Raw genomic sequence first — 23,374 nt, forward strand, 5'->3', positions numbered from 1 at the left:
ACCCGGAATGCCCTGATGTCTCTCACGCAGAGCGGGAACCACGCCAAGGCCTTGAGCGCCGTGATCGCCGCGCACAGCTTGGCAAGATCTTCTTGGCCAGGTCTTCGGTTCGGCTGACATAGAGACTGCCCTGGATCCAGTCGAAGCCATGTCCGGCGAGACTGGATCGAATGTCGGCATAGGCCTCGGCGACGCCGCGCGGGTGATGCTTCTGCGTCTCGGCCACCACGAGATCGAACGCGATGGCGAACATCACTGCTCCCGAGGATCGTCGAGAATGTCCGTGAAGCGGTAATCGACTTCCTCGCCCGTCTCGACGAGCCGCACCCGCATGAGGCTGTCATCGTCGCCGAGGGTCTGCCCGACGGCGACGATCTCGTAGCCCGGGCCCGTCACGCCGAAGCGCCGCCACGTTCCGAGCAGGTTCCGCGGCTGCGGCAGGGGTGACGATTGGGTGCGCTAGTCCATGCCGCAATCGTACCCGATCGCGGCGCGGGGTGCCACGCGGGATACCGCCCGATGTGACACCGGCGCCGATGCTTGTCCCGTCCACGATTTCAGGACGAGGTCGCGGGTGAGGTCAAACCCGCCCTACTTCGTCCCCGGCCCGTAGGGCGGCCGCGGGATCGCCCGGTGGGCCGCCCGCAGCGCCGCCGACCAGCGCTCGCGCAGGTCGTGGAAATAGGGCTCGCCGGCCTCGATCCGGTGCAGCACCTCGGTGTCGCAGGTGTTGCGCCGGATCACCGTGAGGTCGATCGGCAGGCCGACGCCGAGGTTCGAGCGCATGGTCGAGTCCATCGAGACCAGGCCGACCTTCAGGGCGTCGTAGATGTCGGTGCGGAAGGTCACCGCCCGGTCGAGGATCGGCTTGCCGTACTTGTGCTCGCCGATCTGCAAGAACGGCGCGTCCTGGCTGCAGGCGATGAAGTTGCCGGCGGAGTAGATCATGTAGAGCCGCATCGGCCCGTCGCCGATCTGGCCGCCGAACAGGAACGACACCTCGAAGCGCAGCTGCGCCGCCTCGAAGCCAGCGCGCTCGATCGCCCGCACCTTGCGGATCGCGCGGCCGATGAGCTGGGCGGCGCGGAACATCGTCGGCGCGTCGTAGATCGTCTCCGGCTTGCCGGTATCGGGGTCCTCGACGCCCTCGGTCAGGAGCGAGAGCACCGACTGGGTCACCGAGAGGTTGCCGGCCGAGGCGAGCGCCAGCACCCGCTCGCCGGGTTTCGTGAACATGTGGAGCTTGCGGTAGGTCGAGATGTCGTCGAGCCCCGCATTCGTGCGGGTGTCGGCGATCATGACGAGACCCTCTTCCACCAGGATCCCGACGCAATAGGTCATCGCTCGCCCCCCGGCGATCTCACAGGCGCGGTCCGATACCGCGCGCGGCGCCACCCTGGCGCAGGCCGGGGCCCGAATCCAGCCCAATCCGCTGCCCCGAGGTGAGGTGGCCCCTGCCTGGCGCGGCGGGGCCACAGGGGCGCGTCCCGCGAGCCCCGTTATCCTTGGGCCTGCACCTGCGCCTGCCCCTGGACCTGCTGCGCCTGCGCCCGGGCATCGTCGACCCGCACCCGCACCGTCATGGTCTCGGTGCCGCCGCCGGTGCGGCTGCCGCGGACCGGGGCGGCGTCGAGGTAGTCGAGGCCGATCGCGACCCGCAGATGGGTCTCGGTCACCGCGATGCCGTGGGCGGGGTCGAACCCGACCCAGCCGAGATCCGGCACCCGGGCCTCGACCCAGGCGTGGCCGGCCTCCTGCACCGCCGTATCGGGCCGCCAGCAATAGCCCGAGACGTAGCGCACCGGGATCTCGAGGTGGCGGGCGGCCGCGATGAAGACGTGGGCGAGGTCCTGCCCCACCCCCTTGCCCAGGGAGAAGGCCTCGGCCGCGGTGGTGGCGGCGCCGGTCGGGCCCGGGGCGTAGTCGACGGTCTGGTGGACGGCGGCGAGCAGGCGGTGCAGCTGGTCGAGCCGGTTGGTCGCGGCGCCCACCGCCTCGTCGGCGAAGGTGCGGATCGCCTCGTCGGCGGCGGCGAAGCGCGATTCGCGCAGGTAGAACGGGTCCGGCAGCCACTCGGAGATGCCGCGCATCACCCCGTGGGTCTCCGTTGTCTCGATCTCGCCGGTGACCCGGATGGTCAGGGTCTCCTCCGGGCAATCGGCGCTGAAGACGTGCATGACGTTGCCGAAGCCGTCCTCGCGCCGGCTCAGGCGGCCGTCCACGGTCGGCTCGATGCGCCAGGCGCGCACGTGCTGGCCGTCATGGTCCCGCGGCGTCAGCCGCAGCATCTGGATCAGGCCCCGGGCCGGGCTGTCGTACTGGTAGACCGTCTCGTGGACGACGCGGATGCGCATGGTGTCGCGAAGCTCGCAGTCACGAAAAAAAGCTGGGCTGTGCGGGGCGGTCATACACCGTCCCGCGGATGCGCGAAACCTTGGCCGAGGCGAGCCTTACGCTCAGCCCAGATACTGCTCGACCACCGCCGCCCCGAGGCGGTTGTTCTCGGCGATGAACTCCTGGATGAATTCGTGCAGGCCGGAGGAGAAGATCTCGTCCACCGTCAGGTCGTCGAGCTTGGCCAGCATGCCGCGGGCGAGGCGCTGGCTCGGCCCTCGACGGCCGTAGGCGTCGGCGATCCGGTCGAGGTTGCGCACCAGCATCTCGTAGCAATTGGCGAGCGAGCGCGGCATCTCGCGGTTGAGGATCAGCAGGTCGGCGACCAGCCAGGGCTTGATGCTCTCGCGGTAGACCCAGTGATAGGCGGTGAGCGCCGAGACCTCGCGCAGGATCGTGGTCCACTGGAAGTAGTCGAGGCTGCCGCCGACCCGCTCGGTCTCAGGCAGCAGCACGTGGTACTTCACGTCGAGGATGCGGGCGGTGTTGTCGGCGCGCTCGATGGCGATGCCGAGCCGGGTGAACCAGTAGCCGTCGTTGCGCAGCATCGTGCGGTAGGCCGAGCCGTCGAAGGCGAGCGAGACGCCCTTCACCCAGTCGAGGAAGCGCGCGAACTCCTCCCGGGTCATGTCCTTCCCCTCGAAGCTGCGCAGGTGCAGGTAGGCCTCGTTGATCGCCTCCCACATCTCGCTGGTCAGCGCGGTGCGGACGGAACGGGCGTTCTCCCGGGCGGTGTGGAGGCAGGAGCGGATCGAGGACGGGTTGCTCGGGCTGAAGGCCAGGAAGTCGCGGACGGTGTGCTCGTTGACGCTGTCGTAGAGCGGGCGGAACAGATCGATGTTGCCGGCCGAGGCCAGGGCCGATTCCCACTCGTTGGCGTCGGTGCCGCCGTAATTGGCCGGCAGGGCGGAGAGGCGCAGGGCCGCGTCGAGGATGCGGGCGACGAAGTCGGCGCGCTCGGCGTAGCGGGAGAGCCAGTACAGGTTGTCGGCGGTGCGGGAGAGCATGGCGGCTAAGTCGGCTCAACGCTGGGGTGCGGCGGGCGAAACCGGGCCGGGGGCCCGGCTGATTCTCTCGAGAGAGGCGTAAAGGGAGCCGCGGCGGTGCTCAGCCGTCGAGCACCCAGGTGTCCTTGGTGCCGCCGCCCTGGCTCGAATTGACCACGAGCGAGCCCTCCTTCAGCGCCACCCGGGTCAGGCCGCCCGGCACGATCCGGATCTCGTCGGCGCCCGAGAGCACGAAGGGCCGCAGGTCGACGTGGCGGGGCGCGACGCCGGAGGCGACGAAGGTCGGGCAGGTCGAGAGCGCCAGCGTCGGCTGGGCGATGAAGCCGTCCGGCGCGTGGCGCAGCTTGCGCCCGAACTCCTCGATCTCGCGCTTGGTGGCGTGCGGGCCGACCAGCATGCCGTAGCCGCCCGAGCCGTTGACCTCCTTGACCACGAGGTCGCCGAGGTTCGACAGGACGTAATTGAGCGCGTCCTTCTCGCGGCAGCGGAAGGTGGGCACGTTGTGCAGGATCGGCTCCTCGCCGGTGAAGAAGCGCACGATCTCCGGCATGTAGCTGTAGACCGCCTTGTCGTCGGCGATGCCGGTGCCGACCGCGTTGGCGAGGGTGACGCTGCCGCTCTGGTAGGCGCTCATCAGCCCCGGCACGCCCAGCACCGAATCGGGCCGGAACACCAGCGGATCGAGGAAGTCGTCGTCGATGCGCCGGTAGATCACGTCGACGCGGCGCGGCCCTTCCGTAGTCCGCATGTAGACCACGTCGTCCTTGGTGAAGAGGTCGGAGGCCTCGACGAGGTCGACGCCGAGCTTGTCGGCGAGGAACGAGTGCTCGTAGAAGGCCGAGTTGAACCGGCCCGGGGTCAGCAGCACGACGCTGGGGTCGCGCGCCGCGCGCATCGGCGCCAGGCTGCGCAGGGTGGCGAGCAGCGCGTCGGGATAGGCCTCGACCGGGGAGACCCGGTGCTTGGAGAACAGCTCGGGGAAGAGCCGCAGCATCACCTCACGGTTCTCCAGCATGTAGGAGACCCCGGACGGCGTGCGGGCGTTGTCCTCCAGCACGAAGAACTGGTCCTCGCCGGTGCGCACGATGTCGATGCCGGCGATGTGCACGTACTTGCCGTGCGGCACCTCGAAGTCCCGCATCTCGAGCCGGTAATGCGGGTTGCGGTAGACGAGGTCGCCCGGGATGATCCCGGCCTTGATGCATTCCTGCGGGCCGTAGACGTCGGCCAGGAACATGTTGAGGGCGGTGACGCGCTGCTTGAGGCCGCGCTCCAGGAAACCCCATTCGGGCTTGGTCAGCACCCGCGGGATGATGTCGAACGGGATCAGCCGCTCGGTCGATTCGTTGTCGCCGTAGACCGCGAAGGTGATCCCGATCCGGCGGAAGAACAGCTCGGCCTGGCTGCGCCGCGTATCAAAATGCTCGGGCGGAGTACTGTCGAGCCAAGTCTTGAGCGCCGCGTACGCCTCGCGCACCGCGGCCGGGCTCAGTCCGCTCTCCTGAGTTCCCGTCATCTCGTCGAACGCGCTGAGCGGCATGGGCGTCCCTCTGTTTGACCCGAAGCTAGACGCAAGACGGGGGCCAAGGCAAAGGAAATGCGTCCTCCACGGGCGCAAACCCCCGGTTCCTCGCGCAAGGTCAGGGGCCGTGGTGCGGGACGCGCCGGGAGCGGCGCGGCTCTGCTCAAACTTTCGGCAAAATGGCTGCGGGCCGGGGTGGCCTCACACCTCCGCCACCTGACGCTCGCCGGCCAGGTCCACCCCGGCGCCGAACTGCAGCGCCGCGAGCTGGGCGTAGAGGCCGCCGCGGGCGAGCAGCGCGTCGTGGCTGCCCTGCTCGGCGATGCGGCCGTCCTCCAGCACCAGGATGCGGTCGGCGGCCCGGATGGTGGCCAGCCGGTGGGCGATGACGAGGGTGGTGCGGCCCTTCATCAGGACGTCGAGGGCGGCCTGCACCGCCCGTTCGCTCTCGGCATCGAGGGCGGAGGTGGCCTCGTCGAGAAGCAGGATCGGCGCGTCCTTGAGGATCGCCCGCGCGATGGCGATGCGCTGGCGCTGGCCGCCCGACAGGGTCACGCCGCGTTCGCCGACGAGCGTCGCGTAGCCCTGCGGCAGGGTGCGGATGAAGCCGTCGGCATGGGCCTGGGCGGCGGCGCGCTCGACCTCGGCCTGGGTGGCCTCCGGCCTGCCGTAGCGGATGTTGTCGAGGATGCTGCCGCTGAACACGGTCGGGTCCTGCGGTACCAGGGCCATGCGGGCGCGCAACGCTTCGGGCTCGACCGCGTCGACCGGCACGCCGTCGATCCGGACCTCGCCGGATTCCGGATCGTAGAAGCGCAGGAGCAGCTGCAGCACCGTGCTCTTGCCGGCGCCCGAGGGCCCGACGAGGGCGACGCGCTCGCCCGGCGCCACCGTGAAGCTGAGGTCGTGCAGCGCCGCCTGCTCGGGCCGGGTGGGATAGTGGAAGCGCACCCGTTCGAAGGCGATCTCGCCGCGCGGCGGCACCGGCAGGGCGCGGGGCCGGTCCGGCGCGGCGATGACCGGGACGGTGTCGAGGATCTCGGCCAGCCGCTCGGCGGCGCCGGCGGCGAGCGTCAGCTCGCCGTAGACCTCGGAGAGCTGGCCGAGCGCGCTCGCGCCGAACACCGCGTAGAGCACGAACTGCGACAATTGCCCGGCCGAGATCGTGCCGGCCGCGACCCCTTGCGCGCCGTACCACAGCACGCCGACGACGCTGGCCGAGATCAGGAAGATGGCCACGCCCGTGAGCAGCGCCCGCGCCCGGGCCGAGCCGCGCGAGGCCAGGAACGCCTCCTCGGAGGCGGCCGCGAAGCGCGCGGCGGTGGCCGAAGCCATGCCGAAGGCCTGCATGGTGCGCACCGCCCCCACGGCCTCCGTGGCGAAGGCCGAGGCGTCGGCGAGCCGGTCCTGCGCCGCCCGCGAGCGGCGGCGCACGCCGCGGCCGGAGAGGATCAGCGGGAAGACGATGAGCGGGATCGCGGCGAGCACCAGCACCGAGAGCCGGGGGCTGGTCCAGACCATCATGCCGACCGCGCCGGCGAACAGGAACAGGTTGCGCAGCAGGATCGAGAGCGAGACCCCGAAGACCGACTTCACCTGCGCGGCATCCGCCGTCAGGCGCGAGACCAATTCGCCGCTGCGCGCCCGGTCGAAGAAGGCGGGATCGAGGGTGGTGAGGCGGGCAAACACCGCCGCGCGCAGGTCCGCCACCACCCGCTCGCCCAGCGTCACGACGCAGTAGTAGCGGGCGGCGCTGGCGAGCGCGAGCACCGCCACCACCCCGATCAGGGCGCCGAAATAGGCGTCGATCATCCCGACCTCGCCGTGCGAGAAGCCGAGATCGACCACCCGGCGCACCGCCACCGGCACCGTGAGGGTCGCGCCCGAGGCCGCGATCAGCGCCACGATCGCGGCGACGATCCGGCCCTTGTAGCGCGCCGCGAACGGGAAGAGGGGCTTGAGCGCCCCCAGGGACGCGCGGGGACGGGCGGTATCGGAACGTGCCATCTGAACTGTCGTGCTGTCCGGGGTACGGCGCTTGTTTGGCGCACGGAGGTGAGGTATAGGCCGCCGCTCATCCGATTACGCGCGATCAATGGCCGCGGCCCGAGGCGGAGCGTTCGGCGCGGGTCGCACTCTTAGGAATTCGTCATGGCAAAGCAAGCAGCCCCCGCCGCCAAGCAGGCGATCCCCGCCGGCAAGTCGGTCGCGACCCCGAAGGTGGCCCGCACCGCGACCGAGCACCCGGACTACCACTACATCAAGGTGGTGCTGACCGACGGCAGCTCGTTCACGACCCGCTCGACCTACGGCAAGGAGGGCGACACCCTCAACCTCGACATCGACCCGAGCACGCACCCGGCCTGGACCGGCGGCGAGCAGAAGCTGCTGGACCGCGGCGGCCGCCTGTCCCGCTTCAACTCGCGCTTCGCCGGCATCTCGTTCGCGGCCAAGAAGTAAGCCTCACGGCCTTTCACGCATCGCGCGAAATAAGCCCCGGCCTCGCGGCCGGGGCTTTTTTCGTGCCCGGATCGCTCCTGGGGAGGGCGCGGACCCTCCCCGTCCGTCTCAGCCGAAGGCGACGCGCAGCATGTCGTGCTGGGCGAAGACCGGGCTCACCCGCGGCTCGGGGGTCGGGCGGTCGTCGGAGATCAGGCGGTCGAGGTGGACGATGCGGGCGTGCAGCCGCTTCGACTGGGCGATCAGGGCCTGGAGCGACAGGGGCAGCTCGGCGATGAGGACCGGGCCGCCCTCGTTCGGCTCGGTGGTCGAGAGCCGCACCCGGGTCTTCTCCTCGGCAGCCTCGCTCAGGCTGAGCTCGCCCTCGGACACGGCGCGCTGCACCAGGAGCCAGGAGGCGATCTGCATCAGCCGGGTGGTGAGCCGCATGCTCTCGCTGGCATAGGTCAGGGCGGCGTGGCGGGCGAGCAGGCGCGATTCGTCGCGGCCGGGACCGTCGAGATAGGCGGCGGTCTCCTCCACGAGGGTCATGCCCTCGCGAAACAGCATCTTGAAGCTCTCGGAGGCCACGAAAGTCTCGCCGAACCGCACGGTGGGCTGCTCGTCCCGAAACATCACGTCCATCACGCCCATGATCCCTCCTGTGCCACCGCGACGCCGGTCCCGCCTCGATACGGGACATTCACGGTGCGCTCGGGCTGTCTGGCGCAACGATAGCGCCACTCCGCGGGCCGCGCGCCGTCAACCAATCGTTAACCTTAACGTCAACGCGGACGGGGGACGGACGATCCCGGGGAAAGCGGGGAAATTCGCGGGGATCGGAGGAGGCAGAGGCGAAAAAAGAAAGCCGCCCCAAGGGGCGGCTGAAAGAGTCGTACAGGGAGGCATCAAACAGAGTGGACAGAGACCACTCGACATCCAGAAAGCTGGACTGCGTTGGTTATCGCCCGGAAGGCTTAAAAAATGGTTAACGCGATTGGGGAGGGGTGGCGAAAGCGGTGCTGGTGCAGGGGTATGGGATGGCGTGATCGGGACGGGCGACGCGGGGCTGTCCGGCCAAAGGGAAGGCGCGGAATTCCCCCTCTCCCCGTGGGCGGGGAGAGGGCCGCGTCGCCGTCCAGGTGATGCGGCGAGCGGAGGCGAAGCCGGAGCGAGGGTGAGGGGGTCTCGACGGATGTGGCTCGGTCGGAGATACCCCCTCACCCTCGCCCTACGGGCTTGCCGAACCCTCTGAACGAGGGTTCGGCCCTCTCCCCGCCCGCGGGGAGAGGGGGGAGATCAGCGCCTCTACGTCGTCCGGGCATCACCCCGCCCAAGCCCCGAAACGAAACGCCCTCCCCCACCCGTCCCGTTTCAGAACGTGCCCGCCTCAGAACTTGAACGCCGCCCGGGCCGCTTCCTGCGAGGCCTGCTTGCGGCGTCTGTCCTCCTCCAGCCGTTCGATCTCGCGGCGCAGGGCCGCGATCCGCTCGTCGAGGTCGGAGACCGAAAGAGGAGCGAGGTCCTGGCCGATCTGGTGGGCGGCCTGGGGCGGCTTGCGGCTCTCGGCGTCGTCGAACATCGGGCGTCTCCCTCGCGCGCTGGCGCCGTCGGAGGCCCGCGGCGCGATCCTTAACGCGATTGACTCGCCCGGACCATTCCGCCATACACCGGCGCGACGTGACCGCGCCCCATTCGGGCGCGGTTCGCTTTCGTCAAGACATTCTGGACCACGAGGGCCTCGGCAGCGCATTGCGCCAGGCCGGCCCTGGCCTTCGGAGAACGAGCCGTGAAGAGAACCTATCAACCGTCGAAGCTCGTGCGCAAGCGCCGCCACGGCTTCCGTGCCCGCATGGCCACCGTCGGCGGCCGCAAGGTGATCGCCGCCCGCCGCGCCCGCGGCCGCAAGCGCCTGTCGGCGTAAGGCCCCTCGCGGTGCCGACAAGCGCCGCGATGACCGGTGGCTCCCCGCCGATCGGCCGGATCACCCGGCGCCCGGACTATCTGGCGGCGGCCAAGGGCCGCCGTTTTCATACCGAGCGCCTGACGGCACAGGGCCGCCTGCGGGACGAGGGACCGCCGGGCGGCCTGCGCGTGGGCTTCACCGTGACGAAGCGCGAGGGCCACGCCACCGAGCGCAACCGCATCCGCCGCCGCCTCAAGGTCGCGGCGCAGGTCGCGGCGGAACAGGCCGGTCCGGCGCAGCGGGACAAGGCGGCCGACGTGGTGCTGATCGGTCGGCGCGACGCCCTGGCGGCGCCCTTCGCGCAGCTGGTCGAGGACGTTCGTCAGGCCCTCGGCGTGGTCACGAAGCCGCGGGCGCCGAAACCTCCCACGGAGGGCGGGCAGCCCGCCCGGGGCGCGGGACGGGGCAAGCGGGGTTCGGGCAAAGGTCCGGCCAAGGCTGCCGCGGGACCGGGGCCGACATCCCCGGAACGGAATTCGTGAGGCGATCCCGGGCATCCGGAATCGCCTCGTCGTGTTGGTCGTGAGGGCCGGGAGGCGGGCCGCCAGGCCCGCCCTCGGTCCCGCTCTTTAGGCGGCAGGCGTCGCGGGTCCATGGGTAACGACAAGACGAACATGATCATCGCCGTGGTGCTGTCCTTGGCAGTGCTGCTCGGCTGGAACTACTTCGTCAGCGCGCCGCAGGTGGAGCGCCAGCGCCAGGAGCAGGCGGCCAAGCAGGCGCAGGCCGCCAAGGACGGCCCGGCGGCGAGCCCGCGCGAGGGCGGCCCCGCCGCGCCGGTGCCCGGCACCCTGCCGGGCGCGCCGGCGGGCAGCCCGGCGCTCGCCGCGAGCCGCGCCGAGGCGCTCGCCCGCTCGCCGCGGGTGAAGATCGACACCCCGGCGCTCGCCGGCTCGGTCGCGCTCAAGGGCGGCCGCATCGACGACGTGCTCCTGAAGAACTACCACGAGACCGTCGACAATTCGTCGCCGCGCATCGAGCTGCTCTCGCCGACCGGCTCGGCCAACCCGTACTACGCCGAGTTCGGCTGGGTCGGGCAGAATGCCGGCCCGCTGCCGGGGGGCGACACGCTCTGGACCGCCGAGGGCGACGCTCTGACGCCGCAGAAGCCCCTGGTGCTGACCTGGGACAACGGCGCCGGCCTCACCTTCCGCCGCACCATCTCGGTCGACGACAAGTTCATGTTCACGGTCGCCGACGCGGTCGAGAACAAGGGCGGCAACGCCGTCACGCTCTACCCGTACGGCCTCGTCTCGCGCTGGGGCAAGCCGCACACGCAGGGCTACTACGTCCTGCACGAGGGCCTGATCGGCGTGCTCGGCGACCAGGGCCTTCAGGAATACACCTACGACAAGCTCGCCAAGGAGAACCCGCTCGGGGCGCCGGGCACCCGCGGCCATTCCTGGACCGGCGTGACCGGCGGCTTCCTCGGCATCACCGACAAGTACTGGGCGGCGGCCGCGATCCCCGACCAGGCCGCGCCCTATACCGGCTCGTTCACCGAGCGCGACGAGGGCGCGACCAAGGTCTACCAGGCGAGCAGCCTCGGCGAGGCCAAGCAGCTGGCGCCCGGCGCCACCGTCGAAGCGAACCAGCGCCTGTTCGCCGGCGCCAAAGAGGTCGGCACCATCGACGGCTACGAGAAGTCGGCCGGCATCAAGCGCTTCGATCTGCTAATCGACTGGGGCTGGTTCTACTTCATCACCAAGCCGATGTTCAAGGCGCTGGACTTCTTCTACCGGTTGCTTGGCAACTTCGGCGTCTCGATCCTGGTCGTCACCTTCCTGCTGAAGCTGCTGTTCCTGCCGATCGCCAACCGCTCCTACGTCTCGATGGCCAAGATGAAGGCCGTCCAGCCGGAGATGACCGCCATCCGCGAGCGCTACGGTGACGACAAGGTCAAGCAGCAGCAGGCGATGATGGAGCTGTACAAGAAGGAGAAGATCAACCCGGTCGCCGGCTGCTGGCCGGTGCTGGTGCAGATCCCGGTCTTCTTCGCGCTCTACAAGGTGCTGTTCGTCACCATCGAGATGCGGCACGCGCCGTTCTTCGGCTGGATCCGCGACCTCGCGGCGCCGGACCCGACCTCGCTGTTCAACCTGTTCGGCCTCCTGCCCTTCACCCCGCCGGACCTCCTCCACCTCGGCATCTGGCCGCTCATCATGGGCGTGACGATGTTCGTGCAGATGAAGATGAACCCCGCGCCGCCGGACCCGGTCCAGGCCCAGGTCTTCACCTTCATGCCGATCATCTTCACCTTCATGCTCGGCTCGTTCCCGGCCGGCCTGGTGATCTACTGGGCCTGGAACAACACCCTGTCGGTGATCCAGCAATACGTGATCATGCGGCGCAACGGGGTGAAGGTGGAGCTGTGGGACAACCTGCGCTCGACGTTCTCACGCACGCCGAAGGCCGCGAAGGCCAAGGGCTGAGATCAAGGGCTGAGATGCAGGACGATCCTCAGACGGAGGCCGAGAAGGCGGCCGCCTTGCGCGAAGCGGGGCGGCTGCTCTTCGCCGGCTCGGCCGACTTCTTCTACGCCGCCGACAAGCTCGCGATCCTGCCGCCGATGCGGGGTCACGAGATTGCCTTCGCGGGCCGCTCCAACGTCGGCAAGTCGAGCCTCATCAACGCGCTGACCGGCCGCAACGCGCTCGCGCGCACCTCGCACACGCCGGGGCGCACCCAGCAGCTCAACTTCTTCGACGTGGGCGGCGGCAAGCTCGTCCTCGTCGACATGCCGGGTTACGGCTACGCCGCGGTCGAGAAGGCGAAGGTCGCGGCCTGGACCGCGCTGATCCACGACTACCTGCGCGGGCGCGCCAACCTCGCCCGGGTCTACGTGCTGATCGACTCGCGCCACGGCATCAAGCCGAACGACGCCGAGGTGCTCGACGGCCTCGACAAGGCCGCGGTCTCCTACCAGATCGTGCTGACCAAGGCCGACGCGCTCAAGAAGCACGAGATCGAGGCCCGGCTCGACGCGACGGCCGCCGCCATCGCCCGCCGGCCTGCGGCCTATCCCGAGATCATCCTGACCTCGAGCCGCACCGACGACGGCGTCGCGGACCTGCGCGCCAGCATCGCCCGGCTGCTCTCCGAGCGCGGGGAGTGATGCATCCCGCCGACCGGGCCCTGATCGCGCTCGCCGGCCTCGCCGGCGCTCTCGGCGTCGGGCTGTCGGCGGCGGCCGCCCACATCGCCGGCGCCACGAGCCTCGCGACGGCAGCGCAGTTCCTGCTGTTCCACGCCCCTGCCCTTCTCGCCCTCGCGCTGCTCGCCGGCAGCGGGCGCGCCCACCCGGTCCCGGCCCGGATCGCCGGTTTCGCCCTCGCGCTCGGCCTGGCGCTGTTCTCCGGCGACCTCTCGGTGCGGGCGCTCCTCCAGGTGCCGCTCTTACCCATGGCGGCGCCGAGCGGCGGGATGATCCTGATCCTCGGCTGGGTGCTGGTCGCGGTCGCCGGCCTCTGGCCGAACAGGCGCTAACGGGCGGTCCTCGGCGGCGTTTTTCCGCCCGAGCGGCCAAGCTTCCCTCGGCTCTCCCCCTGGACATCACTCGCCTGCGGGCCACATCTGCCGCAAACACGCGGAGACGCAGGCATGAACCCGCTCAAGAAGCTGCACGCCGAACAGGACCAGGCCGTCTGGCTCGATTTCGTGGCCCGGGGCTTCGTCCAGGAGGGCGGGCTCAAGCGCCTGGTCGACGAGGACGGTCTGCGCGGCGTCACCTCGAACCCGGCGATCTTCGAGAAGGCGATCGGCCACTCGGACGAGTACGACGACGCCTTGAAGGCGGCGGGCGACGAGCGGGTGATCGACCTCTACGAGGGCCTGGCCATCGCCGACATCCAGGCGGCAGCGGACGTGCTGCGCCCGGTCTACGACGCCAGCGGCGGACGCGACGGCTTCGTCAGCCTGGAAGTGTCGCCCTACCTCGCGCTGAACACCGCCGAGACGCTGGACGAGGCGCGCCGCCTGCACAAGGCGGTGGCCCGCGACAACCTGATGGTGAAGGTGCCGGCCACGCCCGAGGGCATCCCGGCGATCCGCGACCTCACCGCCGACGGCATCAACATCAACGTCACGCTGCTCTTTGCCCAGGACGCCTACGAGCAGGTGGCGAACGCCTACATCGAGGGCCTGGAAAAGTTCGCCGCGAGCGGCGGCGAGATCGGCCGGGTCGCGAGCGTCGCGAGCTTCTTCATCAGCCGCATCGACGCGGCGGTGGACAAGCTGCTGGACGAAAAAATCGCCGCCGCCAACGATCCTGACGAGAAGGCGGCGCTCGAAGGCCTCAAGGGCAAGGTCGCGATCGCCAACGCCAAGCTCGCCTACCAGCGCTACAAGCACCTGTTCGCCGGCGAGCGCTGGCGGACGCTCGCGGACAAGGGCGCGCAGCCCCAGCGCCTGCTCTGGGCCTCGACCGGCGTCAAGAACAAGGCCTATTCCGACGTGCTCTACGTCGAGGAGCTGATCGGCCCCAACACCGTCAACACCATTCCGCCGGCGACGATGGACGCGTTCCGCGATCACGGGACGGTGCGGGCGAGCCTGGAAGAGGGCGTCGACGAGGCCGAGCGGGTGCTCGCCCACCTCGCCAAGGCCGGGATCGACCTCGATGCGGTCGCGCGCCAGCTCGTCGAGGAGGGCGTGCAGCTCTTCGTCGACGCCGCCGACAAGGTGCTGGGCGCCGTCGCCGGCAAGCGCGAGAAATTTCTCGATCACGGCCTCGACCGGCAGGCGCTGGCGCTCGGCAACCTCGACGCGCCGCTGAAGACCGCGATCGAGACCTGGCGCAAGGACGGGCTGGTGCGCCGCCTGTGGCAGCGCGACGCCGGGGTGTGGAGCGGCGCCGACGAGGCAAAGTGGCTCGGCTGGCTCACCATCGTCGAGGACGAGGCGAAAAAGGCGGCCGAGTACGCCGCCTTCGCCGAGGAGGTGAAGCGCGAGGGCTTCACCGACGCGGTGGTGCTCGGCATGGGCGGCTCCAGCCTCGGGCCGGAGGTGCTGGCCGAGACCTTCGGTCATCAGCCGGACTTCCCGCGCCTGCGCATCCTCGATTCGACCGATCCGGACGAGGTCCGGGCGGTCGAGGCCGCGGTGAACCTCGAGCGCACCCTGTTCATCGTCGCCTCGAAGTCGGGCTCCACCCTCGAGCCCAACGTCTTCCGCGATTACTTCCTCGGCCGGATGCGCGACGTCGTCGGCGACGACAAGGCCGGCCGGCACTTCGTCGCCGTGACCGATCCGGGCTCGGCGATGGAGAAGGCGGCCAAGGACGACGGTTTCCGGCGCATCTTCTACGGCGTGCCGCAGATCGGCGGGCGCTACTCGGTGCTCTCGGCCTTCGGGCTGGTGCCCGCCGCCGCCATGGGCCTCGACGTCGCGGCCTTCCTGGCGAGCGCCCGCACGATGGTGCGCTCCTGCGGCTCCGACGTGCCGCCGGACCTCAATCCGGGCGTGCAGCTCGGCCTCGCGATGGGCATCGCCGCGACGGCCGAGGGCCGCGACAAGGTCACGCTGATCGCGTCTCCCGGCATCGACACCTTCGGCGCCTGGGCCGAGCAGCTGATCGCCGAGTCGACCGGCAAGGAGGGCAAGGGCCTCATCCCGATCGACAACGAGCCCCTGGCCGCTCCCACCGCCTACGGCAAGGACCGGTTCTTCGTCTACCTGCGCCTCGACCAGGGCGCGGATGCGGGCCAGGACGCCGCCGTCAAGGCGCTGGAGGAGGCCGGTCACCCGGTGGTGAGGATCGCGCTCGCCTCGAAGGCGAGTCTGCCGCAGGAATTCTTCCGCTTCGAGATCGCCACCGCGGTGGCGGGCGCGGTGCTCGGCATCAACCCGTTCGACCAGCCCGACGTCGAGGCGAGCAAGATCAAGACCCGCGAGCTGTTCTCGGCCGCCGAGGCGAACGGCGCGCTGCCAGCCGAGACGCCGGTGGCGGAGGACGAGACCTTCGCCCTCTACACCGACCCGACCAACGCCGATGCCTTGCGAAAAGCCGGCGCCGGCACGGACCCGGAGAGCTGGATCAAGGCGCAGATCGGCCGCGTGGGGGCCGGCGACTACGTCGCGCTGCTCGCCTACGTCACCCGCAACCCGGAGCACCTCAAGCCGCTCCAGGAGGCCCGGGTGGCCCTGCGCGAGGCCAGGCACGTCGCGACCTGCGCCGAGTTCGGGCCGCGCTTCCTGCACTCGACCGGCCAGGCCTACAAGGGCGGGCCCGACAGCGGCGTCTTCCTCCAGATCACCTCGGAGGCCCCCGACCTCGCCATTCCCGGCCGCAGCCTCGGCTTCTCCACTGTGATCGCCGCGCAGGCCCGGGGCGATTTCGGCGTGCTGTCCGAGCGCGGCCGCCGGGCATTGCGCGTCCACATCAAGGGCGATGTGGCCAAGGGGCTCGACCGGCTGAAGTCGGCGCTTAGTTAGAGCAAGCACCGGTCTCCCCTCTCCCGTTTGGGAGAGGGGTCGGGGGTGAGGGTGGCTCGGGCTCGGGATGAGTCGCTGAGCGTCGAGCCGCGCAGCTCGACGCTCACAGCCGGACTTAAGAACCGTGTCACCCTCACCCCTAACCCTTCTCCCACACGGGAGAGGGGGACCGCGACAGTGATACGAGACAACGGGCCCCCACGCCCACGGGCCGCCGGCCCCGGCCTCGCCGGCGAGGAGTGACGCGATGCAACTCGGCATGGTCGGTCTCGGTCGGATGGGCGGCAACATCGTCCGGCGTCTCCTGCGCAACGGACACACGGCCGTGGTGTTCGACCAGGATCCCAAGGCCGTGGCGGCCCTGGTGCAGGAGGGCGCGGTCGGCGCCGACAGCCTCGAGGACTTCGTGGCGAAGCTCGAGGTGCCCCGCACCGCCTGGGTGATGCTGCCGGCGGGCGATCCGACGGAAGTCACGGTGATGAAGATCGCCGGCCTGATGCAGTCCGACGACGTCATCATCGACGGCGGCAACTCGTTCTACAAGGACGACATCCGCCGCGCCGCGATCCTCAACGAGCGGGGCCTGCACTACGTCGATGTCGGCACCTCCGGCGGCGTCTGGGGGCTGGAGCGCGGCTACTGCATGATGATCGGCGGCCACAAGGAAGCCGTCGACCGGCTCGACCCGATCTTCTCGACGCTCGCTCCCGGCCTCGGCGAGGTGCCGCGCACGCCCGGCCGCGACGGCCGCGACGCCCGCGCCGAGCACGGCTACATCCATGCCGGCCCGAGCGGCGCCGGCCACTTCGTCAAGATGATCCACAACGGCATCGAGTACGGCCTGATGCAGGCCTACGCCGAGGGCTTCGACATCCTCAAGCACGCCAACTCCCCGGAGTTGCCGGAGGCGCAGCGCTTCGACCTCAACATCGGCGACATCGCCGAGGTGTGGCGCCGGGGCAGCGTGGTCTCGTCCTGGCTCCTCGACCTCACCGCCACGGCGCTTGCCGGCGACGAGAACCTCGACGCCTTCTCGGGCCACGTCGCCGATTCCGGCGAGGGCCGCTGGACGCTGAACGCCGCGATCGAGGAGGCGGTGCCCGCCCACGTGCTGTCGGCCGCGCTCTACGCCCGCTTCCGCTCGCGCCAGGGCGCCACCTACGCCGACAAGCTGCTCTCGGCGATGCGCAAGGGCTTCGGCGGCCACCAGGAGCCGAAATGACCTCCGCCATGGCCGAGGGGGCCGCGCCCCCGCCCGCCTGCACCCTGGTGATCTTCGGGGCGACCGGCGACCTCACCCACCGGCTCCTGATGCCGGCCCTGTACAATCTCGGCCGCTGGGGCCTCCTGCCGAAGGACTTCTCCGTCATCGGCGTCAGCCGCACGGAGATGTCGTCCGACGAGTTCCGCTCCGAGCTGAGCGAGACCGTGCGCGGCTTCATCACCGCCAAGGGCGGCGAGGCCGGCGGCGGCTCGTTCGACGAGGGCGTGTGGAACGACCTCGTCGGGCGGGTCCATTACCGCTCGGGCGACCTATCGGATTCGGCGTTCTTCGAGGACCTGAAACGCAGCATCGCCGAGATCTCCGGCAAGCAGGACGGCGGCAACGTCCTGTTCTACCTCGCGGTCGCCGCCAGCCTGTTCGGGACGACGATCCAGAAGCTCGGCGAGGGCGGCCTCGTCGAGGAGGGCGAGGAACGCTGGCGCCGGGTCATCATCGAGAAGCCGTTCGGCCACGACCTGCCCTCGGCCGAGAAACTCGACGCCGACATCCTGAAGGTCCTGTCCGAGGACCAGATCTTCCGCATCGACCACTTCCTCGGCAAGGAGACGGTGCAGAACATCATGGCGTTCCGGTTCGGCAACGGCCTGTTCGAGCCGTTGTGGAACCGCGACCACATCGACCACGTGCAGATCACCGTCGCGGAGACCGTCGGCGTCGAGGGGCGGGGGAAGTTCTACGAGGCCACCGGCGCGCTGCGCGACATGGTGCCGAACCACCTGTTCCAGCTCTACACGCTCGTCGCGATGGAGCCGCCGATCTCGTTCGAGGCGGAAGCCGTGCGCGACAAGAAGGAGGAGGTGCTGCTCGCCACCCCCTCCGCGCGGGTCGAGGACGCGGTGCGGGGCCGCTACACCGCCGGCACCGTCAACGGGAAGCCGGTCAAGGACTACCGCGAGGAGCCCGACGTCGCGGGCGACAGCGACACCGAGACCTTCGTGGCGCTCAAGCTCGGGATCGACAACTGGCGCTGGGCCGGGGTGCCGTTCTACCTGCGCACCGGCAAGGCGATGACCCGGCGCGACACCGAGATCGCGATCCGCTTCAAGCAGGCGCCGCTGTCGTTGTTCAAGGGCACCAACGTGCGCGAGGACGTGCCGAACTGGCTCGTGCTGCAACTCCAGCCCGACGAGGGCATCTCGCTGCAATTCGGCGCCAAGGTGCCGGGCCCGGCGGTGCGGCTCGGCAGCGTCGACATGCGGTTCTGCTACAAGGACTACTTCAAGACCGAGCCGAGCACCGGCTACGAGACCCTGATCTACGACGCGATGATCGGCGATCCGACGCTGTTCCAGCGCGCCGACATGATCGAGGCCGGCTGGCGCATCGTCCAGCCGATCCTCGACGCCGCCGCGAAGGGGGACATCGACACCCTGCCCTACGAGGCCGGCAGCGCCGGGCCGCGGGAATCAGGCGATCTTCTGACCCGCGACGGGCGCGCGTGGCGCTCGCTGGAGCACGGGTCATGAGCGCGGCACCCGCGAGAACCGAGGTGCTGGCCGACGCCGACGCCGTCGCCCGGGCGGCGGCCGAGCGGCTGGTCGCGGTGGCCTGCGCCAAGCCGGAACGAATCGGGATCTGCCTGTCGGGCGGCTCGACCCCGAAGCGGCTCTACCGGCTGCTCGCCGGGCCGGATTTTCGCGATGCCCTGCCCTGGGAGCGCCTGCACTGGTTCTTCGGCGACGAGCGCGTCGGCGACGGACCCGAGGCCGGCAGCAACCGGCGCCTGGCCGAGGAAGCGTTCGGGGATCTCGTGCCGGCGGGCCACCTCCACCCGATCCCGACCGACCGCGGCCCCCGGGCCTGCGCCGAGGCCTACGCGGCCGAGCTGAAGGCCTGGTACGGTGCTGAGCGACTCGATCCGGCCCGGCCGCTCTTCGACCTCGTGCTCCTCGGCCTCGGCGAGGACGGGCACACCGCCTCGCTGTTCCCGGGCAAGCCCGAGGCGCGGGAGGGCGAGGCCTGGGTCGTGGCGGTGCCGGAGGCGGGCCTCGCCCCGTTCGTGCCGCGGGTGAGCCTGACCCTGCCGGCGCTCGGCGCGACGCCGCTGATCTTGTTCCTGGTCACCGGCGAGGGCAAGCGGGCACCGCTCGCCCGCCTCGCCGCCGGCGCGGACCTGCCCTCCGGGCACGCCCGGGCCTGGGGCGAGACGGTGTGGCTGCTCGACCGGGCGGCCGCGGGCTGACGGCGGGTCCGCACCGTGCAAGGCGTGCGTGTAGGCCGATGGCTCCACCGCGCCCACCCGATCGTGCCGAGACAGCTCAAGCTACGCAGAGACCGATTGTTTCAGACAGTTTCTACGCGCTTTTCCCAAGTAAAAATAAAGTACATATCTTCTACCCCATACGGGATAGGGGCTGAAGGTGAGGGTGGCGCGCGTCCAGACAGATCCGAGCCGTCCCGCTGCCAGCACGACGCTCAGCGACTCCTGCGGAAGCGCGCCACCCTCACCCCTGCTCCTTTCCCACACGGAAGAGGGTGTCCTGCGCTTCATCGATGGCGGGGCGACCCGCGCGGGGGCTGATCATCTGACAAGTCAAATTCGTCATTGCGGAAATTGAGACCTTCAGGTCTGATGTCGTGCTATTTACACGTTCGAACGCCGTCCCAACGAAGCATCGCGACCGCAATCTGCAATTGACGAAACTTGCTCCTTAACGGTTAGTCGAGTCGAAAAGCGCAAACGACGCATACCTGTTAACGCTCGTCCGCAAGGATCGGCGAACGCAGATCTGCGTCACCGATCCACCGTCAGCTCCCCGGGGGCTGCCTTGCCGAGCAGGCCGATGCGCGCCCTCAACAATCTCAAGATCGTCCCCAAGCTGGCCATCGCCTTCGGCAGCCTCGTCGCCGTCACCCTGACGGTGAACGCCCTGAACTACTGGAGCTTCCACTCGATCCAGGAGCGCAACTACTGGACCGAGCACACGCAGGCGGTGCTCCACGCCGTCGACGACGTGGTGGTCGGGATGCTCAACCAGGAAACCGGCGTGCGCGGCTACCTGCTGTCGGCCGATCCGCTCTTCCTCGCTCCCTACCGCCAGGGACAGCAGGCCTACCGGGCCGCCTTCGCCGAGGCGAAGCGCCTGACGGCCGACAACCCGGCCCAGCAGACACGCCTCGACGCGCTCGACCAGCACGCGCGCCACTGGATGCAGGAGGTCGGCGACCGGGAGGTCGCCCTGATGGGTGACACCACGACCCGCGATCAGGCCCGCGCCATCGAGATCAAGGGGATCGGCAAGGCGGCGATGGACGCCCTGCGCGACAAGGCGGCCGAGATCCGGAAGGTCGAGGTCGACCTGATGGCCGAGCGCGGGAGCGCCCAGGCACGCACCTTCCGGCTCGCCGACGTGATGAACTTCGCCGGGGTCGCCGCGAGCCTGCTGATCGCCGCCGCCATGGCCCTCATGGTCTCGCGCACTCTGGCCGCGCCGCTGCAGGCGATGGCCGCGCTGATGCAGCGGCTGGCCCAGGGCGACAAGACGATCGTGGTCGCGGGCCGCGAGCGCGGCGACGAGGTCGGCGCCATGGCGCAGGCCGTCGAGGTGTTTCGCCACAACGCCGTCGAGGCGGACCGGGCCGCCGCCGCCCAGGCCGCCGAGGACGAGGCCCGGATGCGCCGCGCCCGCCTCGTCGACGACCTGGCGCGGGAGTTCGAGCATACCGTGTCGGGTCTCACCGCGAATCTCGCCGGCGCCGCCACCGAGATGGAGGCGACGGCCCGCACCATGACGGGTGTGGCCGAGGAGACCACCCGCCAGACCGTCACGGTGGCGGGCGCCGCGTCGCAGACCTCGTCCAACGTCCAGACGGTCGCGGCGGCGAGCGAGGAGATGACCGCCTCGATCCAGGAGATCGTCCAGCAGGTCACCCAGTCGTCCCGCATCGCCGCCCGCGCGGTGGAGGACGCGGCCCGCACCAACGCGACGGTGCAGCGCCTCGCCGCGACGGCGGAGCGGATCGGCGACTTCGTCGCCACCGTGTCGAGCATCGCCGGGCAGACCAACCTGCTCGCGCTCAACGCCACGATCGAGGCGGCCCGCGCCGGTGCGGCCGGCCGCGGCTTCGCGGTGGTGGCGGCGGAAGTGAAGGAGCTCGCCGGCCAGACCGGCAAGGCCACCGACGAGATCGGCGCCCGGATCGGCGAGATCCAGGACGCGACCCGCGAGACCGTGACCGACATCCGCCAGATCGCCAAGGTGATCGAGGACATGTCGACCTACGCCGCCAGCATCGCGGCGGCGATGGAGGAGCAGGGCAGCGCCGTGCAGGAGATCACCCGCAACGTGCAGCAGGCCGCCCGCGGCACCGAGCAGGTCACGGGCAACATCGCCGGGGTCCGCGACGGCGCCGGCCAGACCAGTCATGCCGCCTCGCAGGTCCTTGACGCCGCCCAGGCGCTGGCGCGGCAATCGGAGATGCTGCGCCACGAGGTGACGGGCTTCCTCGGGCGGGTGAAGGCGGCCTGACGCTTGTCGACGCCGGCGCACAGGTCCGATCGCGGTCGCGATCGGGCCCTGTTCGCAGGGTCAACGGCGCCGGGCCGTTTGCCCGGCACAGGCTCAGGGCCCGTCTGACCGATCGACAGGCAATTCTCCCACCCGCAACCTCATCCTGAGGTTGCGGGTGGGATCGAAACGTGTTTCGCGGCTGTGCTCGCAAGCCAGACCGGCGCTCAGACGAAGTGCTTCGACAGCTTCAGTCCCTGCGCCTGGTAGTTCGAGCCGGCGGCGCTGCCGTAGAGGGCGGCCGGGCGCTGGGCCATGCGCTCGTAGACGAGGCGGCCGACGATCTGGCCGTCCTCCAGCATGAACGGCACGTCGCGCGAGCGCACCTCCAGCACCGCGCGGGCGCCGGTGCCGCCGGCCTCGGCATGGCCGAAGCCGGGATCGAAGAAGCCGGCGTAGTGCACCCGGAACTCGCCGACGAGCGGATCGAACGGCACCATCTCGGCGGCGAAGTCCGGCGGCACCTGCACCGCCTCCTTCGACGCCAGGATGTAGAACTGGCCAGGATCGAGGATCAGGGTGCCCGAGCCGTCGGCCCGCAGGGGCTCCCAGAACTCGGAGGCCGGGTAGGAGCGCGGCCGGTCGACGTCGACGAGGCCGGTATGGCGCTTGGCGCGGTAGCCGATCAGCCCGTCGAAGCCCGACAGGTCGACCGAGACCGCGACGCCGCCCTGGAACGAGGGATCGGCGGCATCGACCAGCGGCGTCGCCGCGTGAAGGCGGGCGAGCGCGGCGTCATCGAGCCGCACCGCGCCGCGGCGGAAGCGCAGCTGCGACAGGCGCGAGCCGGTGCGCACCAGCACCGGGAAGGTGCGCGGCGAGATCTCGGCGAAGAGCGGTCCGGCATAGCCGGCCTCGACCATGTCGAATTCCCGCGCCTGGTCGGTGATGACCCGGGTGAACACGTCGATGCGCCCGGTCGAGCTTTTGGGATTCGCGCTGGCGGCCAGGTCCGGCGGCAGGGCCAGGCCCTCCTGCAACTCGGCGATGTAGACGCAGCCGGTCTCCAGCACCGCGCCCTGGCGCAGGTCGATCTCGTGCAGCTTCAGCTTGTCGAGGCAGGCGGCGACGTCGCGGGTGCGCCCCGGCAGGAAGCTCGCCCGCACCCGCCAGGCCCGGTTGCCCAGGCGCAGGTCGAGGCTCGCCGGCTGGACCTGATCGTCCGCGAAGGGGCTGGCGGGCCGGACGACCCCGGCGGCGGCGAGCGCCACGATGCTCTCCGCCGATTGAATCCCGTCCTCGAGCTTCACCATGACCCGTCCATCCTCGATAGGCCATTGTCGTAGGCCAGGGTTTCGATGGCGTGAAGAGGATCACGCCTCGTCGCGCGCACCCCGCATCACCGCGACCGCGAGGCTCGCGCGGGCGATCGCCCCCATCGCGGTCAGGCCGGCGAGCGCGCCCGCGATCGGCGGCAGCCGGTCCGGCCACAGGATCATGGCGGCGAAGGCGGCCGCGGCGACGAGGTCGGTGCCCTTGCCCCCGGCGAGGATCAGCGAGTGCAGGTCGGGCCCGGGCAGCGCGGTCCCGGTCCGGGCGGCGATGAGGGCGGCGAGCCGGCCGGCCGCGATCTCCAGGAGCAGCGCCGCGAGGAGCGCCGCCGCCGGCCCGCCCGGCGCGCGCCAGGCCAGCGCGAGGGCGAGCGCGACGCGGATCCAGGGGCCCTCCCCGGCCCCCGCCTGCCGGCCGAGCAGCACCGATCCGGCCCAGGCGGCGATGAGGGCGAGGGCGACGAGGTCGGAGCCGGCGACCGGGGCCAGCGCCAGGGCCGCGGCGGCGGCGAGTCCTGTGGACGAGGAGAGAAGCGTCATGACCGGGCGG

At 70.4% G+C, this 23,374-nt stretch carries 22 protein-coding genes; 11 read left to right on the top strand and 11 right to left on the bottom strand.

Translation table 11 applies throughout. From position 1 onward, the window contains the following. Positions 1–22: 22 nt before the first annotated feature. From ACS5PV_RS08295 to ACS5PV_RS08325, 7 genes are all read right to left on the bottom strand, one after another. Positions 23–253: a virulence factor gene (locus tag ACS5PV_RS08295; RefSeq protein WP_455394860.1), complete on the bottom strand. Its 231-nt coding sequence runs from the start codon at positions 251–253 to the stop codon at positions 23–25. Then, positions 253–441: a DUF5397 family protein gene (locus tag ACS5PV_RS08300; RefSeq protein WP_455395009.1), complete on the bottom strand. Its 189-nt coding sequence runs from the start codon at positions 439–441 to the stop codon at positions 253–255. Before ACS5PV_RS08300 ends, ACS5PV_RS08295 begins: the two co-directional genes overlap by 1 nt. Positions 442–591: 150 nt before the next feature. After that, positions 592–1,341, bottom strand: coding sequence for a peptidase (locus ACS5PV_RS08305; RefSeq protein ID WP_139037768.1), 750 nt, complete (start codon positions 1,339–1,341; stop codon positions 592–594). Between the two features lie 158 nt (positions 1,342–1,499). Beyond that, on the bottom strand, positions 1,500–2,354 hold the full coding sequence (locus ACS5PV_RS08310; RefSeq protein ID WP_455394861.1) for a transglutaminase family protein: 855 nt from the start codon (positions 2,352–2,354) through the stop codon (positions 1,500–1,502). Positions 2,355–2,456: 102 nt separating this feature from the next. Continuing rightward, a complete protein-coding gene (locus ACS5PV_RS08315) occupies positions 2,457–3,401 on the bottom strand; it encodes an alpha-E domain-containing protein (protein WP_455394862.1) in 945 nt (314 codons plus the stop codon). Between the two features lie 100 nt (positions 3,402–3,501). Beyond that, on the bottom strand, positions 3,502–4,941 hold the full coding sequence (locus tag ACS5PV_RS08320; protein WP_455394863.1) for a circularly permuted type 2 ATP-grasp protein: 1,440 nt from the start codon (positions 4,939–4,941) through the stop codon (positions 3,502–3,504). Between the two features lie 183 nt (positions 4,942–5,124). Further along, entirely contained in the window at positions 5,125–6,930 is a 1,806-nt protein-coding gene (locus ACS5PV_RS08325; RefSeq protein ID WP_455394864.1) for an ABC transporter transmembrane domain-containing protein, read from the bottom strand. A 213-nt stretch (positions 6,931–7,143) separates the two neighbouring features. Here ACS5PV_RS08325 and rpmE point away from each other — a divergent pair, with 213 nt between their 5' ends. Next, the gene (gene rpmE, locus ACS5PV_RS08330) at positions 7,144–7,383 is read left to right on the top strand and encodes a 50S ribosomal protein L31 (protein WP_455395010.1); all 240 of its coding nucleotides are present in this window, start codon (positions 7,144–7,146) and stop codon (positions 7,381–7,383) included. Positions 7,384–7,491: 108 nt separating this feature from the next. On the opposite strand, the gene rcdA is transcribed toward rpmE, so the two are convergent. Together rcdA and ACS5PV_RS08340 are read right to left on the bottom strand one after the other, a co-directional pair. Further along, positions 7,492–8,016 (bottom strand): protease adaptor protein RcdA, encoded by a 525-nt coding sequence (rcdA, locus tag ACS5PV_RS08335; RefSeq protein ID WP_455394865.1) that lies wholly within the window; start codon positions 8,014–8,016, stop codon positions 7,492–7,494. A gap of 736 nt (positions 8,017–8,752) precedes the next feature. Next, entirely contained in the window at positions 8,753–8,944 is a 192-nt protein-coding gene (locus ACS5PV_RS08340; protein WP_455394866.1) for a DUF1192 domain-containing protein, read from the bottom strand. A 207-nt stretch (positions 8,945–9,151) separates the two neighbouring features. Here ACS5PV_RS08340 and rpmH point away from each other — a divergent pair, with 207 nt between their 5' ends. From rpmH to ACS5PV_RS08390, 10 genes are all read left to right on the top strand, one after another. Beyond that, entirely contained in the window at positions 9,152–9,286 is a 135-nt protein-coding gene (gene rpmH, locus ACS5PV_RS08345) for a 50S ribosomal protein L34 (RefSeq protein WP_010300405.1), read from the top strand. A gap of 29 nt (positions 9,287–9,315) precedes the next feature. Further along, positions 9,316–9,810, top strand: a complete 495-nt coding sequence (locus ACS5PV_RS08350) for a ribonuclease P protein component (protein ID WP_455394867.1) — start codon at positions 9,316–9,318, stop codon at positions 9,808–9,810. 111 nt (positions 9,811–9,921) lie between these two features. Next, positions 9,922–11,760 carry a membrane protein insertase YidC gene (gene yidC / locus ACS5PV_RS08355; protein WP_455394868.1) on the top strand — a complete coding sequence of 613 codons (1,839 nt, stop codon included), beginning with the start codon at positions 9,922–9,924 and terminating at the stop codon, positions 11,758–11,760. Positions 11,761–11,774: 14 nt separating this feature from the next. Continuing rightward, positions 11,775–12,443 (top strand): ribosome biogenesis GTP-binding protein YihA/YsxC, encoded by a 669-nt coding sequence (gene yihA, locus ACS5PV_RS08360; RefSeq protein WP_455394869.1) that lies wholly within the window; start codon positions 11,775–11,777, stop codon positions 12,441–12,443. Then, positions 12,443–12,814 carry a DUF423 domain-containing protein gene (locus ACS5PV_RS08365; RefSeq protein WP_455394870.1) on the top strand — a complete coding sequence of 124 codons (372 nt, stop codon included), beginning with the start codon at positions 12,443–12,445 and terminating at the stop codon, positions 12,812–12,814. Before yihA ends, ACS5PV_RS08365 begins: the two co-directional genes overlap by 1 nt. 114 nt (positions 12,815–12,928) lie before the next feature. Then, positions 12,929–15,760, top strand: coding sequence for a bifunctional transaldolase/phosoglucose isomerase (locus ACS5PV_RS08370; RefSeq protein WP_455394871.1), 2,832 nt, complete (start codon positions 12,929–12,931; stop codon positions 15,758–15,760). A gap of 247 nt (positions 15,761–16,007) precedes the next feature. Continuing rightward, on the top strand, positions 16,008–16,982 hold the full coding sequence (gene gnd / locus ACS5PV_RS08375; protein ID WP_455394872.1) for a phosphogluconate dehydrogenase (NAD(+)-dependent, decarboxylating): 975 nt from the start codon (positions 16,008–16,010) through the stop codon (positions 16,980–16,982). After that, on the top strand, positions 16,979–18,511 hold the full coding sequence (gene zwf, locus ACS5PV_RS08380) for a glucose-6-phosphate dehydrogenase (protein ID WP_455394873.1): 1,533 nt from the start codon (positions 16,979–16,981) through the stop codon (positions 18,509–18,511). Before gnd ends, zwf begins: the two co-directional genes overlap by 4 nt. After that, the gene (pgl, locus tag ACS5PV_RS08385; RefSeq protein ID WP_455394874.1) at positions 18,508–19,227 is read left to right on the top strand and encodes a 6-phosphogluconolactonase; all 720 of its coding nucleotides are present in this window, start codon (positions 18,508–18,510) and stop codon (positions 19,225–19,227) included. The genes zwf and pgl overlap by 4 nt, the downstream gene beginning before the upstream one ends. Positions 19,228–19,828: 601 nt before the next feature. Then, entirely contained in the window at positions 19,829–21,514 is a 1,686-nt protein-coding gene (locus tag ACS5PV_RS08390; RefSeq protein WP_455394875.1) for a methyl-accepting chemotaxis protein, read from the top strand. 206 nt (positions 21,515–21,720) lie between these two features. Here the strand turns inward: ACS5PV_RS08390 and ACS5PV_RS08395 are convergent, their stop codons facing one another. Next, positions 21,721–22,806, bottom strand: coding sequence for a 2'-deoxycytidine 5'-triphosphate deaminase (locus ACS5PV_RS08395; RefSeq protein ID WP_455394876.1), 1,086 nt, complete (start codon positions 22,804–22,806; stop codon positions 21,721–21,723). A gap of 60 nt (positions 22,807–22,866) precedes the next feature. Next, on the bottom strand, positions 22,867–23,364 hold the full coding sequence (locus ACS5PV_RS08400; protein WP_455394877.1) for a hypothetical protein: 498 nt from the start codon (positions 23,362–23,364) through the stop codon (positions 22,867–22,869). Positions 23,365–23,374: the final 10 nt, after the last annotated feature.

It is taken from the genome of Methylobacterium sp. Gmos1, assembly GCF_053764715.1.

Excerpts from the sequence above, each read along its gene's own strand:
- ACS5PV_RS08295 (WP_455394860.1), bottom strand. The coding sequence starts at position 253 with ATGTTCGCCATCGCGTTCGATCTCGTGGTGGCCGAGACGCAGAAGCAT.
- ACS5PV_RS08305 (WP_139037768.1), bottom strand. The coding sequence starts at position 1,341 with ATGACCTATTGCGTCGGGATCCTGGTGGAAGAGGGTCTCGTCATGATC.
- ACS5PV_RS08310 (WP_455394861.1), bottom strand. The coding sequence starts at position 2,354 with ATGCGCATCCGCGTCGTCCACGAGACGGTCTACCAGTACGACAGCCCG.
- ACS5PV_RS08315 (WP_455394862.1), bottom strand. The coding sequence starts at position 3,401 with ATGCTCTCCCGCACCGCCGACAACCTGTACTGGCTCTCCCGCTACGCC.
- ACS5PV_RS08320 (WP_455394863.1), bottom strand. The coding sequence starts at position 4,941 with ATGCCGCTCAGCGCGTTCGACGAGATGACGGGAACTCAGGAGAGCGGA.
- ACS5PV_RS08325 (WP_455394864.1), bottom strand. The coding sequence starts at position 6,930 with ATGGCACGTTCCGATACCGCCCGTCCCCGCGCGTCCCTGGGGGCGCTC.
- rcdA (WP_455394865.1), bottom strand. The coding sequence starts at position 8,016 with ATGGGCGTGATGGACGTGATGTTTCGGGACGAGCAGCCCACCGTGCGG.
- ACS5PV_RS08340 (WP_455394866.1), bottom strand. The coding sequence starts at position 8,944 with ATGTTCGACGACGCCGAGAGCCGCAAGCCGCCCCAGGCCGCCCACCAG.
- ACS5PV_RS08350 (WP_455394867.1), top strand. The coding sequence starts at position 9,316 with ATGACCGGTGGCTCCCCGCCGATCGGCCGGATCACCCGGCGCCCGGAC.
- yidC (WP_455394868.1), top strand. The coding sequence starts at position 9,922 with ATGGGTAACGACAAGACGAACATGATCATCGCCGTGGTGCTGTCCTTG.
- yihA (WP_455394869.1), top strand. The coding sequence starts at position 11,775 with ATGCAGGACGATCCTCAGACGGAGGCCGAGAAGGCGGCCGCCTTGCGC.
- ACS5PV_RS08365 (WP_455394870.1), top strand. The coding sequence starts at position 12,443 with ATGCATCCCGCCGACCGGGCCCTGATCGCGCTCGCCGGCCTCGCCGGC.
- ACS5PV_RS08370 (WP_455394871.1), top strand. The coding sequence starts at position 12,929 with ATGAACCCGCTCAAGAAGCTGCACGCCGAACAGGACCAGGCCGTCTGG.
- gnd (WP_455394872.1), top strand. The coding sequence starts at position 16,008 with ATGCAACTCGGCATGGTCGGTCTCGGTCGGATGGGCGGCAACATCGTC.
- zwf (WP_455394873.1), top strand. The coding sequence starts at position 16,979 with ATGACCTCCGCCATGGCCGAGGGGGCCGCGCCCCCGCCCGCCTGCACC.
- pgl (WP_455394874.1), top strand. The coding sequence starts at position 18,508 with ATGAGCGCGGCACCCGCGAGAACCGAGGTGCTGGCCGACGCCGACGCC.
- ACS5PV_RS08390 (WP_455394875.1), top strand. The coding sequence starts at position 19,829 with ATGCGCGCCCTCAACAATCTCAAGATCGTCCCCAAGCTGGCCATCGCC.
- ACS5PV_RS08395 (WP_455394876.1), bottom strand. The coding sequence starts at position 22,806 with ATGGTGAAGCTCGAGGACGGGATTCAATCGGCGGAGAGCATCGTGGCG.
- ACS5PV_RS08400 (WP_455394877.1), bottom strand. The coding sequence starts at position 23,364 with ATGACGCTTCTCTCCTCGTCCACAGGACTCGCCGCCGCCGCGGCCCTG.